This window comes from Aliiroseovarius sp. B-4 (assembly GCF_056857795.1).
Window position 1 is genome coordinate 261,179 of sequence record NZ_JBSXNV010000039.1, and the last position, 14,020, is coordinate 275,198.

The following is a 14,020-nucleotide window of genomic DNA, read 5'->3' on the forward strand; positions in this document are numbered from 1 at the left end:
ACTTATCATGATCCGATTCCACTCCTTCCTGCTTGCCGCCGTTCTGCTGATTGGCGGTGGTGCATATTATATGAGCCAGAACAACGGTTCGTTCCCCGGCGTTTCCATCGCCGAGGCGCAAGACGCAAACACCGAAATTGAACTGGCCCCTGATATGGTCATGGGGGACGAGAACGCGCCGCTGACGGTGATCGAATATGCATCCTTCACCTGCCCGCATTGCGCCAACTTCCATGAAAATGTCTTTAAGGATCTGAAGAAAAACTACATCGACACCGGCAAGATAAAATTCGTTTATCGAGAGGTATATTTTGACCGCTTTGGCCTGTGGGCAGCTATGATCGCCCGCTGCGGTGGGGAATCGCGGTATTTCGGCATGACAGACCTGCTCTACTCGGGACAGAAAGAGTGGATTGGCGATGGCGACCCCGGCAACATTCTGGATAACCTCCGCAAGATCGGCCGCACCGCCGGGATGAATGACGAACAGATGGATGCCTGCCTGCAAGACGAAGCAATGGTGCAAAGCATGGTGGCTGCTTACCAGAAAAATGCCGCTGCGGACGAGATCAACTCGACTCCATCCTTTGTGATCGACGGCGAAACCTATCCCAACATGTCTTATGACGACTTCGCCAAGCTGATCGACGAAAAACTGGAAAGCTGACGGCGCGGGCTAGGGTTGATACAGGCTCTAGCCCAGCCCAATTCGCTTCAATTCGACATCAACTGTCGTCCAGTCCGACAGCTCCAGCCGCACGGGCACGGTGAGCACCTTCCGTTTGAACGCGGCGGGCAGGCGCACCGCGTCCTTTTCGGTGGTGACAAGCTGGGCGCCCAGTGCCGTCGCTTCGATCTGTAGCCGTTTCATCAACGCACCGGTCAATGGCTGGTGATCCGCCAGCGACTCGGCCCTGACAAGATCTGCGCCCAGGTTCCTGACGGTGCCAAAGAACTTCTCGGGCAGGCCGATCCCGGCAAAGGCCAGCACCTTCATTCCCTGCCAGTCCATGCCGGTCTGAAGCGGCACAAGCTGACCCATGGCATGCGGGCAAGGGATTGCGTCTTTCCACTCTTGCAAAAACCGCTTCTGTGCCCCGTCGGGACCGATCGACAACAGCAGGTCAGCGCGGCGCAGTCCTGCCCAAACGGATTCACGCAGCGGACCGGCCGGGATGCAGCGCGCATTGCCGAAACCTTTCACTGCGTCGACCACAACAATCGACAGGGTTTTCTGAACAGACGGGTTCTGAAACCCATCGTCCATCAGGATCACATCGGCCCCGGCGGCTTCGGCAGCCTTCACACCCGCCGCCCGGTCGCGCGCGACCCAAACCTTGGTGAATGCGGCCATCAATAGGGGTTCGTCGCCAACATCTGCGGCAGTGTAAGTTCGTTCTTCCACCAGAACAGGGCCTTCGACCGTGCCTTTGTGCCCGCGCGAGACGACGTGCACATCAAGACCGCGCACCATCAAACGCTGCGCCAGAGCAATCGTGGTCGGCGTCTTGCCTGTACCGCCTGCGTTGATATTGCCGATACAGATCACTGGAACTTGCGCACGATACCCATCCTTCAAAGCCACGCGCCGCGCGGTTGCTGCGGCATAGATCCAACCAAGCGGTGCAAGAATGCGCGCGCGCCAATCAGGTTGTGACGGTGATGTGAACCAGAACCGGGGTGTCTTCATTGCAACCCCCTAGGTGCGGCGCATTTCCAGCGCGTCGGTCAGCTTACCACGCAAGAGGTCGCTGACCTCGGCTCCGCTGGTGGTCACATCCCAAGCTGCCATCGCCATATTGGCAGCTTCCTCGGGGGACAACAAATGCTCGACCGCTTTGGTCAGGCTGTTTCCGTCACTGATCTTGGTCGCAGCCCCCGCGCGTTCAAGCCGTCGATAGGATTCGAAGAACCCATTCACGTTCGGGCCAAACAGGACGACTGACCCCAATGCAGCGGGCTGAAGGGGGTTCAGATCGGTACCCACGCCCATGCTTCCACCCGCATAGGTGATCGGCGCAAGGTGCATCCACAGACCGGACTCTCCTGCCTGATCTGCGATGAACACCTGGATATCCGGGGTGGGATCTTCGTCGCGCGACCGGCAGGCAACGCCCCAGCCATCCGCCTCAAGCTCGGCGGCCAGTTCGGGGCCACGCTCTGCTTCGCGTGGCTCGATGATCAGCAAGAGCCGATGCGATTTGCGCACGAGTTGCTTGTGCGCGTCCAACAACGCTTGCTCCTCAATCTCACACACTCCGGAAGCAAGCCATACCGGGCGCGCCGCCAATGTCGCGGCGATCGCATCCCGTTCGGACATATTGCAGCTGGGAGGGACCACCTGAATCTGCAACGGACCCGATGTCACGATGCGATCCTTGGACGCACCGAACCTACGCAGTTCACGCGCTGCGGTGTCATTTTCCGCCATAATCGTGTCGAATCCATTCATCAACGACTTGATCGAGCCGGGCAACCAGCGCCATTGGCTTTGCACTTCTTTCGGGACATGTGCATTGACCCAATGTGCGGGAATCTTGCGGTCAAAAACGGCCGGCAGCAACGTCACATCCAGCTTGTCATCCATCCATAGCAGCACATCCGGCCGCCAGTGTTCCAGAAATGCCGTGACAGGCGCAGTGGCCGAGTAGGGCGCATATTGATGGACAAAGCTGGACCCGTTCGGCGGGGTGCCATCGTGGTGGGTCGTCGTAATCAGGATTGTCAGATCTTCGTGATCGGCCTGGAAATGCTGCACAAGCCCCAGAACCTTCTCTAACCCATCCGAGTTTTTCAGATGAATCCAGGCCAGCGCACCATCTGGTCGCCTGGCAAGCCCACGCCCCAACCGTTCCGCCCCACGCGTGGGGTGTTCCGTGCCGTCCTCGACACCGCGCCGCAAACGACGCTCAAGCCCCGCAGCGCCCTGCATGTTTTGCAGGCCCCGGAACAGTGAAATCCCAATGGGCGGCATTCTTACTGCACTTCCTCATTCCGCGATGCGTTATCCGCTCGCATTATTATGACCTTAGATTATGGCATATTCGGCAATGAGGGAAGCGTCACTCGCGCCATTCGCCCGTTGCGAGCATCTTTGTTGCGGCGACGATACGATCGAAACTGGCGCGCGCGCGCTGAACGCTGTGACGCGCGCGCAGATATCCATGCACCAACCCGGTCTCGTTGATCCAAACGGCCTGACCGCCTGCGGCTAGGATCGCGTCACGATAGTCGCGACCGTCATCCGCCAATGGATCACATTCGGCAGAGAAAATCACAGTTGGCGGCAGGCCCGTGAAATCCTTATCCGCAAGCGGTGTGGCGGTTGGGTCGTTTTGCGGCATTGCCCTGTCAAAACGCATCGATTGATAGAATTTCAAATCGTCCAATGTCAGCATCGGCGCCTGAGCATGATCACGATACGACCCGCGCATCATGTCGCCACCCAAACCCGGATAAATCAGAACTTGTCCGGAAAAATGCAGCGTCCCACGGCTTGCATGAGCCACTGCGGCCGCCAGGTTGCCGCCGGCACTGTCCCCGGCAAGAATATGCGATCCAGCCCAAGTTAGAGCCACATATTGCGTTGCGTCCCGAGCGTCCTGAAACGCTGCTGGATGCGGGTGTTCAGGGCAAAGGCGATAGTCGACGCTGACGACCCGAACACCAGAGCGCACGCATATCTCGGCGCAGACATCATCATGGCTGTCCAGCCCACCGACCACGAAACCCCCGCCATGAAAATAGATCAGGGTGACGCCATGGGATCCACATTCATAGATACGCAAAGGGATGGTTCCGACACGATCATCTCGTGCCGTCACACCTTCTGGATAGCCGGTGAAAAACGCACGGCACATACGGTTGTAGATTTCCCGCTGCGTGGCAACATCCGCAGAGATCATGTCCGGAGGATAATGGTCTTCCGTTCCGCGTATGAAAGCCCATGTTTCAGCGTCGATAAGCGTGTTGTAATCCATGGCTGGAAAGCTACGCTTCTGCATCTAAGCTGACAAGGAACCACTGGACGTTAATCGGGCCGCTGTCTGGCCATAAACCCATCGCCATCTGGACCTACCGGTGAGCTGGCCTGACTGTTTGGTTCTTGGAACTACAATTTGCGCGCAAACATCTTGTTTCGCCGCACCAAATTGTCTTCAACAAAAAGACCTTGCGACAGGGCGAACAGGTAAATGACGAAACCGGAACACCTTCAGATTGACACCTCGCCACCCGTATCGGACGAGTTGCGCAAGACGACGTGTTACATGTGCGCCTGCCGTTGCGGGATTAACGTGCATATGAAGGGCGGTCAGGTGGCCTATATCGAGGGCAATCGCGACCATCCTGTCAACAAAGGCGTTTTGTGCGGCAAGGGCTCGGCAGGGATCATGCAGCACTATGCCCCGTCACGACTGCGCGCGCCGCTGAAACGTGTGGGACGGCGCGGGTCAGGCGAGTTTGAGGAGATCACCTGGGACGAGGCGCTGGAGATTGCCGCCGGTTGGCTTGCCCCATTACGAGACACAGACCCGAAACGCATGGCGTTCTTCGCCGGCCGCGATCAGAGTCAAAGTTTCACGTCTTGGTTCGCACAAGCCTATGGCTCTCCGAATTACGCAGCGCATGGCGGGTTTTGTTCGGTCAACATGGCTGCGGCTGGCATCTATACGATAGGCGGCGCTTTTTGGGAGTTCGGGCAACCGGACTGGGACCGAACAAAGCTGTTCATGCTGTTTGGCGTGGCAGAAGATCACGATTCAAACCCGATCAAGATTGGTTTGGGGAAGCTGAAGGAACGTGGCGCACGGATCATCGGCGTGAACCCGATCCGGTCAGGTTATAACGCGATTGCGGATGACTGGGTGGGCATCACGCCGGGGACCGACGGGCTTTTCATTCTGGCGCTGGTCCACGAACTTTTGCGCGCGGGTAAGGTCGATCTTGCCTATCTGTCGCGCTATACCAACGCGGGCTTTATCGTCAATGAAGAGCCTAACTCACCAGAAAACGGCCTGTTCCTGCGTGGCGAGAATGGCAAGCCACAGGTTATGTGTCGTGCGACCGGCAAGTTGGCGGATTACGACACACCCGGCGTGATGCCCGATCTGGCGGCAAACTATCGACATGCCGGAATCTCGCACCGGCCCGTGTTCCAATTGCTGGCAGACCGTTATCTGTCCGACGCATATGCGCCCGACGCCGTGGCCCATCAGACCGGCATTCCCGCCGACCGTATCAGGTCGATCGCCGCGGAGCTGGCGCGGGTTGCCTTCGAGGAAGAGATCGTGCTGGACCAGCCGTGGACCGACTGGAAGGGCCAAAAGCATGACAAGATGATCGGACGGCCGGTCAGCTTCCATGCGATGCGCGGCATCTCGGCGCATTCCAATGGTTTTCAAACCTGTCGCGCGTTGCATATGCTGCAAATCCTGCTCGGCTCGGTCGAGGTGCCGGGCGGGTTCCGGTTCAAGCCGCCCTATCCCAAACCACCCGAAGCGCACCCGAAACCCCATGCGGGGGTCACGCCCGGCCAACCACTGGACGGACCCCATCTTGGTTATCCATTGGGGCCGGAGCATCTGCTGCTCGACAGTGAGGGCAACGCCAAGCGCATCGACAAGGCGTTCACATGGGAAAATCCGATGTCGGCACATGGGCTGATGCATATGGTGATTTCAAACGCCCATGCGGGCGACCCTTACAAGATCGACACGCTGTTCATGTATATGGCCAACATGGCGTGGAACTCGTCGATGAACTCGTCCGAGGTGATGGGAATGCTCACCGACACGGACGAAAACGGTGACTATGTGATCCCGCATATCATCTATTCCGATGCCTACAGTTCGGAAATGGTGGCCTATGCCGACCTGATCCTGCCCGACACGACCTATCTGGAGCGTCACGATTGTATCAGCCTGCTGGACCGTCCGATTTGCGAGGCGGACGGCGCGGCCGATGCGATCCGCTGGCCAGTGGTCGAGCCGGATCGTGATGTGCGTGGGTTCCAGACCGTGTTGATCCAACTGGGGGCCAAGCTGGGTCTGCCGGGTTTCGTCGCGAACGACGGCTCGCCGAAATTCAACGACTACGCCGATTATCTGGTGAATCACGAACGGCGTCCGGGCGTCGGCCCGCTGGCCGGATGGCGCGGAAAAGATGGCGAGGGCAGGGGGCGAGGAGAGCCTAATCCCGCCCAAATCGACCGATACATTGAAAATGGCGGCTTCTGGGTCGATCACATTCCCGAGGAAGCGCGGTTTTATAAACCGTGGAACAAGGCCTATCAGCAATGGGCGGTCGCCCGTGGCATATTCGATGCAGAGGCACCTTATGTGTTCAACCTCTATGTCGAACCGATGCGCAAGTTCCAACTGGCCGCCGAAGGGCATGGCGACATTCAACCGCCTGACCATCTGCGCGCCCGCATCGCGCAGACGATGGACCCACTGCCGATCTGGTATCCTTCGTTTGAAGATGCGAATGTCGACCCGGATGAGTTCCCAATTCATGCCCTGACCCAGCGCCCGATGCATATGTATCATTCATGGGGATCGCAAAACGCATGGCTCAGACAGATCACAGGCAAGAATTTCCTCTATCTGCCGACCGATCTTTGGCAGAACCACGGGTTCGCGGACGGCGACTATGCCACCGTGACCTCGGCGCATGGGTCGATCACCGTGCCGGTCGCCCATCACGCGGCGTTGAACCCAAAGACGGTCTGGACCTGGAACGCCATAGGTAAACGCAAAGGCACCTGGGCGTTGGATAATGATGCGACGGAAGCGACGGAAGGGTTTCTGTTAAACCACCTGATTCACGAATTGCAGCCGCCGAAAGGCGATGGGCTTCGTTGGACCAATTCTGACCCGGTGACGGGGCAGGCGGCGTGGTTCGATCTGCGTGTGAAGATCGAGAAAACAGACCCTAAACCAGCGGAAAGCCAGCCGACACATCCACCCATCACTTCGCCCGTTGGCAAAGGGCCAAATGTCGTGGCAAGGAAAATCTGATGACAGCTCTTCCAGAATCGACCGATAAGAAACTGGGTCTGGTGATCGACCTGGACACCTGCGTCGGATGCCACGGGTGCGTGACCGCATGCAAGGGCTGGAACACGCAAAACTATGGCGCGCCGCTGTCCGATACGGACCCTTACGGCGCGGACCCCGGCGGGACATTCCTGAACCGCGTGTTTTCCTATGAAGCGCAGGCCGAAGGTCGCACCGCACAGACCGTTCACATGCCACGATCCTGCCTGCATTGCGACGACGCGCCTTGCGTGACCGTCTGTCCGACCGGTGCCAGTTACAAGCGATCCGAGGACGGAATCGTGCTCGTCAACGAAGATCGCTGCATCGGCTGCGGCCTCTGCGCCTGGGCTTGTCCCTATGGCGCGCGCGAGTTGGATCGCGAGGCGGGCATCATGAAGAAATGCACCTTGTGCGTGGACCGGATATACAACGAGAACTTGCCTGAAGAAGACCGCGTGCCTGCCTGCGTGCGCACTTGTCCATCAGGCGCGCGACATTTCGGCGATCTTGGCGACCCGAACAGCGATGTGTCGAAGCTGGTGGCAGATCGAGGCGGATACGACCTGATGCCGGATCTGGGCACGAAACCTGTGAACAAATACCTGCCGCCGCGCGCCAGGGACACCCTGAACACCGTCCCGCTGGACTCCGTCGCAGACGAGCCGAAGGGCTTTCTGGGTTGGCTTGACAAAGCGCTCGAAAAGCTCTGACGGAGGATACGGATGCACCCCGCCCCCAGCGTCATTATCTTCACCACACTGTCCGGGCTTGGGTTCGGTCTGTTCTTTTGGCTGGGCCTTGGTGTGCCGGATGTCACTGGTGGGACCGCGTTCGCATTCTTCTTCATCGCCTATTCGCTGTCCTGCGCCGGGTTGTTGGCATCGACCTTCCACTTGGGCAACAAGAAGAACGCGGTCTATGCGCTTAGCCAATGGCGAACAAGTTGGCTGAGTCGCGAAGGTATCGCAGCGATCGTCACGCTTATCCTGTTCGCGCTGGTCGCCGTTCCGCGCATCTTCCTTGGCGCAGAGATGGCGATATCTGGCGCAATAGGGTCTATGTTGGCAGTAGTCACTGTTTTCACAACTTCGATGATTTATGCCCAGCTCAAGACTATCCCGCGCTGGAACCAGCCGCTGACTCCGGTGCTGTTCCTGCTGCATGCGCTGGGCGGCGGGGCACTGTTGGCGGGTGAGGTGAAGATCGCAGGCTGGCTGCTACTTGCGCTGACACTTGTCTTGTTTGCCGCGTGGCAGGTCGGGGATCAACGGGCGCGGGGGCGCGGCACGACCGGGGATGCCATCGGGTTGGCCCATCTGGGGGAAGTTCGGTTGCTGGAAAGCGGCCACACCGCGCGAAACTATGTTGTGGACGAGATGGTATACCGCGTTGGCCGCAAACATGCCCGGAAGCTCAGATGGATCGCTCTGGTCTTGGCGGGTGCGCTGCCCGCCGCGATCCTTCTGCTGACACCCTCTGGGCATATCACCGCTTTTCTGGCGCTTGCCCTTCATCTTTTCGGCACGATCATCGGGCGCTGGCTGTTCTTCGCCGAAGCCGAGCATGTTGTGGGCCTATATCACGGCAAATGATCCCTTTTCATTGAACCCGATCCCCACTGCGCCTATCAGAGGGAAAACGGAGCATGAGGGCGGATATGGCCAACCATCTATACAAACGTGACCTTCCCGATGGGCTGGACCTTGGGCCGGTCGTTGCAATCGACTGCGAGACGATGGGCCTGAACCCACATCGCGACCGGCTGTGCGTGGTGCAGATGTCATCTGGCGATGGCGACGCGCATCTGGTGCAGATCGAAAAGGGCCAGACCAGCGCGCCGAACCTGGAGCGGATGTTGACGGACCCTGATATCTTGAAGCTGTTTCACTTCGGCCGCTTCGATATCGCGGCACTGCTGAACGCGTTCGGCGTCGTCACCGCCCCGGTCTATTGCACCAAGATCGCGTCGAAACTGATCCGCACCTATACCGACCGCCACGGGTTGAAGAACCTGTTGGAGCAGCTTCTGAAGATCGACATTTCCAAACAACAGCAGATGAGCGACTGGGGCGCGGAAGACCTGACCGCCGCGCAATTGGACTATGCTGCATCGGATGTGCTGTATCTGCACCGCCTGCGCGAAGAACTGAATCAGCGTCTGGACCGTGAAAGCCGGACCGAGATGGCACAGGCCTGTTTCGATTTCCTGCCAATGCGTGCGCAGCTGGATCTTGCCGGCTGGCCCGAGATTGACATTTTCGCGCACTAGAGCGGCCATCGCCTGCCCTGTCCTTGGATCGGGCCGGTTGGTGCCTAAATATGAACAAGACAGAACAGCCGAGGTCACATGCTCCGGTCCGACAACCGTTATTCGCGCTTTATCGCCTGGCTGAAGATACTTCTGCCGGTCAGCGCACTTGCGTTGTTGTCGACGATGTTCCTGATCTCGAAGTCCGTCGATCCGACCACATCGCTGACATATGCCCGCGTCAATCTGGAAGAATTGACCGGCGAACAGCGCATCGACAGCCCCCGGTTTTCCAGCGTGACCGAGGATGGCGCAGCGATCACGTTTTCCGCCAAAAGCGCGGTGCCTGACCCGGACCAGACGAACGTGTTCAGCGCCGATGGGTTGGCGGCACGAATCGAAACACCGGATGGCGGGGCGGTTGACATCAACGCCTCGAAAGCCGTGATCAATGGCAGCTCGAACATCGTTGACCTGTCGGGCGGCGTCACGTTGGTGACATCAACGAATTACCACATCGCAACCAGCGGGCTGTCGACCGCAATGGATGCAACATCGGCCAAGACCCTTGGCCCCGTTAAAGCGGATGGCCCGATGGGGCATTTGACCGCAGGATTGGCAGAGATCACCCGCGAAGGCGAGGGAGGCGACACCTATCTTCTTGTTTTCAAAGGGGGTGTAAAGCTGATATACGATCCCAAGACAGAGGGGACTTACAAGTGATGAGATCTGCACGCATCGCGGCCTGTTTGCTTGCGCTTGGTTTGCCGATCGCGGCCCATGCGCAGGCCCAGGTTGCCTTTGGCGGTCTGAAACATGACAGCACCCTTCCCGTCGAGATTTCAGCAGATCAATTGCAGGTCGATCAATCGGACGGATCAGCCACATTCAGCGGAAATGTCCAGATCGGACAGGGCGACATGCGCCTGTCCGCGGGCAAGGTTAGGGTCGAATATGCGACCGGCGACGATACAACCGGAGAGATATCGCGCCTGTTGGCCTCCGACGGTGTCACCCTGGTGAACGGTGCCGAAGCCGCCGAAGCGCGCGAGGCGGTTTACACGATTTCCAGCGGCGTGATCGTGATGACAGGTGGCGTGATCCTGACCCAAGGGCAAAACGCGCTGTCATCCGAAAAACTGACGGTGAACCTTCAGTCTGGCACCGGCACGATGGACGGACGGGTGAAATCAATCATTCAGACAGGCGCGGATTGATGTCAGACACACCTGATCTGACCGTCGAAAACGGCGACGCCGGTCTGCGGATCATCGGATTGCGCAAAAGCTATCGAAAAAAACCGGTCATCCGCGAAGTGAACCTGGAGCTGCACCGGGGCGAGGTTGTGGCTCTGCTAGGCCCGAACGGTTGCGGCAAGACGACAACGTTCTATGCCATCGCCGGGTTGATCACGCCCGAAGCCGGTCAGGTTCTGATTGACGGGCGTGACGTGACGCTTCTACCGATGTATCGCCGGGCGAAATACGGCATCGGCTATCTTCCACAAGAGATGTCGATTTTTCGCGGTATGTCGGTCGAGGATAACATCCTTTCAATTCTGGAAATCTCGACTCCTGATCGCCACAAGCGGCGGGAACGGCTCGAAGAATTGCTGAACGAGTTTTCCATCAGCCACCTGCGTCGCGCCCCAGCGCTGGCCCTGTCCGGCGGTGAACGACGTCGCGTCGAAATCGCGCGCCTGCTGGCATCGAATCCCAAGTATCTGTTGCTCGACGAACCCTTTGCCGGAGTCGATCCGATTGCCGTGGGCGAGATCAGGTCCTTGGTTCACGAGCTTAAGGATCGCGGGATCGGCGTCCTGATCACTGACCACAATGTGCGCGAAACGCTCGAAATCGTGGACCGCGCCTATATTCTGCATGACGGCCACGTTTTGATGAGCGGCACCACCGATGAGGTGATCCAGGATGAGAATGTTCGGCGTGTATATCTGGGGCAGAATTTCTCGATCAAATAGGGACGCCGGGGTCTGATGTGGTTGACAAGCCCCCTCGACTCGTCGCCAAATGATGATAATGCAAGACCACCTGATCCTTTGTTCCTGCCCCCCCGAGTTCGGGAAATGCATGGCGGATCGTCCAAATGAATTTGGACGGGTAAGGTTGTTCAAAGCACTCACAACACTATGTAATTTATATAGGAATTCGCCTTCCCTCGTCCGAGAAAGGCATTTTTGAGGCCTGCACTACCATAGGAGGTATGGATGCAATATCAAATCAGTGGCAAGCAAATCGACATCGGTGATGCCCTTCAGGTTCACGTCAAGGAGGAACTGGGTGGTGTCGTTCAAAAATACGCTGAACGCCCCACGCGGGCCCAAGTGATCTTTTCAAAAAGCGCCCATGAATATGTGTGTGAAACGATCGTGCATCTGTCCACCGGATTGACCGCCCAGGCAAAGGGGGTCGCCACCGAAATCTATGCAGCTTTCGACAATTGCGCCGAGAAAATGGAGAAGCAATTGCGCCGCTACAAGCGTCGATTGAAGGATCACCATAAGGATCGTGTGGACCCGGTTGAAGTTTTCGGCGGGTCCTCGTATATCCTCGCCTCAGAAGAAGGTCAGGACGAAGCAGACGACGCCTCACTCCAGCCCATGATCATCGCCGAGATGGAAACTCAGATTCCATCGCTTTCGGTCGGCGAAGCGGTCATGCAGATGGAGCTGGCACATGCGCCCGTTCTGGTTTTCCGCAACGAGAAAACCGAGGGGATGAATGTGGTCTATCGCCGTGAAGACGGTAATGTGGGCTGGATCGACCCTAAAAATGCAGTGTAAGCCTCCCACCTGACAGGTGGGTGGGGAAAGTTGTTGGCGATGGAACTTTCGAGCATCCTCAAGCCGTCGGCCGTAAAGGTCGTATCGACAGTGTCTTCCAAGAAGCGCCTGTTTCAGGACCTTGGCGACGTTGTGATGGAATGTTACGGCATCAACGGTGGCGAGGCGTTCGCCGCACTTCAGCAACGCGAAACCCTGGGGCCCACCGGTGTGGGCCGCGGGGTGGCATTGCCTCATGCCCGCCTGCATGGGCTGGACAAGGTTGTCGGCTGCTTCATGCGGGTAGAGAAGCCGTTTGATTTCGGGGCTGTGGACAAACAACCCGTTGATCTGGTCTTCGCCTTGTTCGCGCCGGAAGATTCTGGTGTCGACCACCTGAAAGCCCTTGCCTTGGTATCGCGCACCATGCGGGATGCCTCGATCTGCACCAAGCTGCGCGCCAATACCGAGGCCGCAACCCTTCATGCGTTGCTGACCGAAAGCCTGTCGAACAAAGCGGCGTGATCGCGGATCAGTCCGACGCGCCCCAGGACCGAAATCCAAACATCATATAATCACGTTGATACGCTTTGCGCACAGCGGTCTCGATCTCGTCTGAATAGACCTGATCCAAGGAAAACGGCGCATCGGGTGACGCAGCGGGCAGGGTGGGCGCGGCGCCGGCTTGCACCTCGGCCAGTAAATGACCAAGCGCGGCGGCAAGCTGATCCTCCCGCAAGATGTGATCGGGCAGGGCAAACCCCGCAAAACCATTGACGGTTGCCGCTTGTGATGCCCAGCGCGGATCGACATTGATACCTGTCTGACCACCAAGCGACTTTGCAACAAACGCGATGAACCGCGCAAACGCGTCTTGGTGATCGGTCAGCGTCCAAGGCGCGTCAGGGCTGGTGGGCAACGCCACTCCATGATTATGCCGCAAGGCGTGCTTCAGATCCCAATCCGGGTCATTTTCTTGAAAAGCCACAAGGTCGCAAAACACCGAATGCAACCGCGCCACCGGGTGCCGTAAAACGGTGAAGCTGCGATGCGCCTTGTGCCGCCGCTTCCACTGCCGCAGGGCCTTTTGCGAGAAATCCCGGAGCAAGGGGCCAGCGGCCTCCATCCAGCCTGTGACCTGATCTGACGGCCCCCCTGCAATCGGCAGAAACACCAACTGCAATTCATCTGACGCCAGATATGTTTTCAAGGCGGGCGGGCGACCGGGCTCAAAACTCGGCGACTTGTGAAGATCAAATATATCAATTCGGGCGACCGTTGACGCCAACAGCTCGAAGTTCTGCACCTTGTCCGAGAGGGGTTCGGGATTCTGTTTCTTGAAGGTGCTGGCGAATTGCGTGATCTCGGTCTGTTCGCCCAGATATTTCGCCAAGCCGTTGATAACGCTTAGACTTTGCGCTTCTTCATAGTCGATGTAGAACGCCACCTGACCAGAGCGTTGTAGACGATCCTTGATCTTCAACTGAAAGCTCTTGAATCGATAAAACAGCTTCTCGAATTCGTCCGGGATGAAACGCGCCGGTTGCTTGCGGGCATCGCTCTGGTCGCTCAACTGCCATTGGTCAGTCGCCATCGCGATTCTGCGGGACACATAGGCGTCGACGGGGTTTCGGGTCAGCACGATCTTGGCGCAGCGCGGATCGTCGATCAGCGCATCGAACACACGCGGGTCATGGTCGTGAAAGAAGCGAAAACCCGGCAGACCGTCTGTTTCGGACTTCATTCGCTCCAACAGCAGCATCGGGTCCGCATCCCGCATCGCCACGGTGATGTCAAACAGCACTTCTGTCTTTGGCGTCACCATGAAATAGGGGTTGAACGCTTCGCCATAACATTTGAGGCCGGGAAACTGATCCAGATTGCTTTCCAGAAAGTTTGAACCGGTGCGCATCTCGGCGAAAATGATGAAACAATCAAACGGGCCGGTCATAA

14 protein-coding genes are annotated in these 14,020 nt (G+C 58.0%); 10 read left to right on the top strand and 4 right to left on the bottom strand.

The features are described from left to right. The first annotated feature begins 7 nt into the window (after positions 1–7). Entirely contained in the window at positions 8–667 is a 660-nt protein-coding gene (locus tag AC13C8_RS12230) for a DsbA family protein (RefSeq protein ID WP_091427528.1), read from the top strand. 27 nt (positions 668–694) lie between these two features. Here AC13C8_RS12230 and lpxK read toward each other — a convergent pair whose 3' ends face one another. The 3 genes from lpxK to AC13C8_RS12245 all read right to left on the bottom strand — a co-directional run bounded on the left by lpxK (position 695) and on the right by AC13C8_RS12245 (position 3,980). Then, a complete protein-coding gene (lpxK, locus tag AC13C8_RS12235) occupies positions 695–1,690 on the bottom strand; it encodes a tetraacyldisaccharide 4'-kinase (protein WP_482847552.1) in 996 nt (331 codons plus the stop codon). A gap of 9 nt (positions 1,691–1,699) precedes the next feature. Beyond that, a complete protein-coding gene (locus tag AC13C8_RS12240) occupies positions 1,700–2,974 on the bottom strand; it encodes a 3-deoxy-D-manno-octulosonic acid transferase (RefSeq protein WP_482847553.1) in 1,275 nt (424 codons plus the stop codon). A gap of 88 nt (positions 2,975–3,062) precedes the next feature. Continuing rightward, positions 3,063–3,980: an alpha/beta hydrolase fold domain-containing protein gene (locus AC13C8_RS12245; protein ID WP_091427533.1), complete on the bottom strand. Its 918-nt coding sequence runs from the start codon at positions 3,978–3,980 to the stop codon at positions 3,063–3,065. Between the two features lie 213 nt (positions 3,981–4,193). On the opposite strand from AC13C8_RS12245, the gene AC13C8_RS12250 reads away from it, so the two are divergent. The 9 genes from AC13C8_RS12250 to AC13C8_RS12290 all read left to right on the top strand — a co-directional run bounded on the left by AC13C8_RS12250 (position 4,194) and on the right by AC13C8_RS12290 (position 12,592). Next, on the top strand, positions 4,194–7,019 hold the full coding sequence (locus tag AC13C8_RS12250; protein ID WP_482847554.1) for a molybdopterin-dependent oxidoreductase: 2,826 nt from the start codon (positions 4,194–4,196) through the stop codon (positions 7,017–7,019). Then, positions 7,019–7,750 carry a 4Fe-4S dicluster domain-containing protein gene (locus tag AC13C8_RS12255; RefSeq protein WP_091427537.1) on the top strand — a complete coding sequence of 244 codons (732 nt, stop codon included), beginning with the start codon at positions 7,019–7,021 and terminating at the stop codon, positions 7,748–7,750. Before AC13C8_RS12250 ends, AC13C8_RS12255 begins: the two co-directional genes overlap by 1 nt. Before the next feature lie 12 nt (positions 7,751–7,762). Then, entirely contained in the window at positions 7,763–8,632 is an 870-nt protein-coding gene (locus AC13C8_RS12260) for a dimethyl sulfoxide reductase anchor subunit family protein (RefSeq protein ID WP_482847556.1), read from the top strand. A 65-nt stretch (positions 8,633–8,697) separates the two neighbouring features. Then, positions 8,698–9,309, top strand: coding sequence for a ribonuclease D (locus AC13C8_RS12265; protein WP_482847557.1), 612 nt, complete (start codon positions 8,698–8,700; stop codon positions 9,307–9,309). Between the two features lie 78 nt (positions 9,310–9,387). Beyond that, a complete protein-coding gene (locus AC13C8_RS12270; protein WP_482847559.1) occupies positions 9,388–10,011 on the top strand; it encodes an LPS export ABC transporter periplasmic protein LptC in 624 nt (207 codons plus the stop codon). Next, positions 10,011–10,505 carry an LptA/OstA family protein gene (locus tag AC13C8_RS12275; protein ID WP_482847561.1) on the top strand — a complete coding sequence of 165 codons (495 nt, stop codon included), beginning with the start codon at positions 10,011–10,013 and terminating at the stop codon, positions 10,503–10,505. The genes AC13C8_RS12270 and AC13C8_RS12275 overlap by 1 nt, the downstream gene beginning before the upstream one ends. Next, a complete protein-coding gene (gene lptB, locus AC13C8_RS12280; protein ID WP_482847562.1) occupies positions 10,505–11,266 on the top strand; it encodes an LPS export ABC transporter ATP-binding protein in 762 nt (253 codons plus the stop codon). Before AC13C8_RS12275 ends, lptB begins: the two co-directional genes overlap by 1 nt. Before the next feature lie 246 nt (positions 11,267–11,512). Continuing rightward, on the top strand, positions 11,513–12,088 hold the full coding sequence (gene hpf / locus AC13C8_RS12285) for a ribosome hibernation-promoting factor, HPF/YfiA family (RefSeq protein ID WP_091427549.1): 576 nt from the start codon (positions 11,513–11,515) through the stop codon (positions 12,086–12,088). A 39-nt stretch (positions 12,089–12,127) separates the two neighbouring features. Then, positions 12,128–12,592: a PTS sugar transporter subunit IIA gene (locus tag AC13C8_RS12290; RefSeq protein ID WP_482847563.1), complete on the top strand. Its 465-nt coding sequence runs from the start codon at positions 12,128–12,130 to the stop codon at positions 12,590–12,592. A gap of 7 nt (positions 12,593–12,599) precedes the next feature. Here the strand turns inward: AC13C8_RS12290 and AC13C8_RS12295 are convergent, their stop codons facing one another. Then, entirely contained in the window at positions 12,600–14,018 is a 1,419-nt protein-coding gene (locus AC13C8_RS12295) for a sulfotransferase family 2 domain-containing protein (protein WP_482847565.1), read from the bottom strand. Positions 14,019–14,020: the final 2 nt, after the last annotated feature.

What these genes read in the sequence shown, in the direction of transcription:
- AC13C8_RS12230 (WP_091427528.1), top strand. Translation starts at nt 8, where the DNA reads ATGATCCGATTCCACTCCTTCCTGCTTGCCGCCGTTCTGCTGATTGGC.
- lpxK (WP_482847552.1), bottom strand. Translation starts at nt 1,690, where the DNA reads ATGAAGACACCCCGGTTCTGGTTCACATCACCGTCACAACCTGATTGG.
- AC13C8_RS12240 (WP_482847553.1), bottom strand. Translation starts at nt 2,974, where the DNA reads ATGCCGCCCATTGGGATTTCACTGTTCCGGGGCCTGCAAAACATGCAG.
- AC13C8_RS12245 (WP_091427533.1), bottom strand. Translation starts at nt 3,980, where the DNA reads ATGGATTACAACACGCTTATCGACGCTGAAACATGGGCTTTCATACGC.
- AC13C8_RS12250 (WP_482847554.1), top strand. Translation starts at nt 4,194, where the DNA reads ATGACGAAACCGGAACACCTTCAGATTGACACCTCGCCACCCGTATCG.
- AC13C8_RS12255 (WP_091427537.1), top strand. Translation starts at nt 7,019, where the DNA reads ATGACAGCTCTTCCAGAATCGACCGATAAGAAACTGGGTCTGGTGATC.
- AC13C8_RS12260 (WP_482847556.1), top strand. Translation starts at nt 7,763, where the DNA reads ATGCACCCCGCCCCCAGCGTCATTATCTTCACCACACTGTCCGGGCTT.
- AC13C8_RS12265 (WP_482847557.1), top strand. Translation starts at nt 8,698, where the DNA reads ATGGCCAACCATCTATACAAACGTGACCTTCCCGATGGGCTGGACCTT.
- AC13C8_RS12270 (WP_482847559.1), top strand. Translation starts at nt 9,388, where the DNA reads ATGCTCCGGTCCGACAACCGTTATTCGCGCTTTATCGCCTGGCTGAAG.
- AC13C8_RS12275 (WP_482847561.1), top strand. Translation starts at nt 10,011, where the DNA reads ATGAGATCTGCACGCATCGCGGCCTGTTTGCTTGCGCTTGGTTTGCCG.
- lptB (WP_482847562.1), top strand. Translation starts at nt 10,505, where the DNA reads ATGTCAGACACACCTGATCTGACCGTCGAAAACGGCGACGCCGGTCTG.
- hpf (WP_091427549.1), top strand. Translation starts at nt 11,513, where the DNA reads ATGCAATATCAAATCAGTGGCAAGCAAATCGACATCGGTGATGCCCTT.
- AC13C8_RS12290 (WP_482847563.1), top strand. Translation starts at nt 12,128, where the DNA reads ATGGAACTTTCGAGCATCCTCAAGCCGTCGGCCGTAAAGGTCGTATCG.
- AC13C8_RS12295 (WP_482847565.1), bottom strand. Translation starts at nt 14,018, where the DNA reads ATGACCGGCCCGTTTGATTGTTTCATCATTTTCGCCGAGATGCGCACC.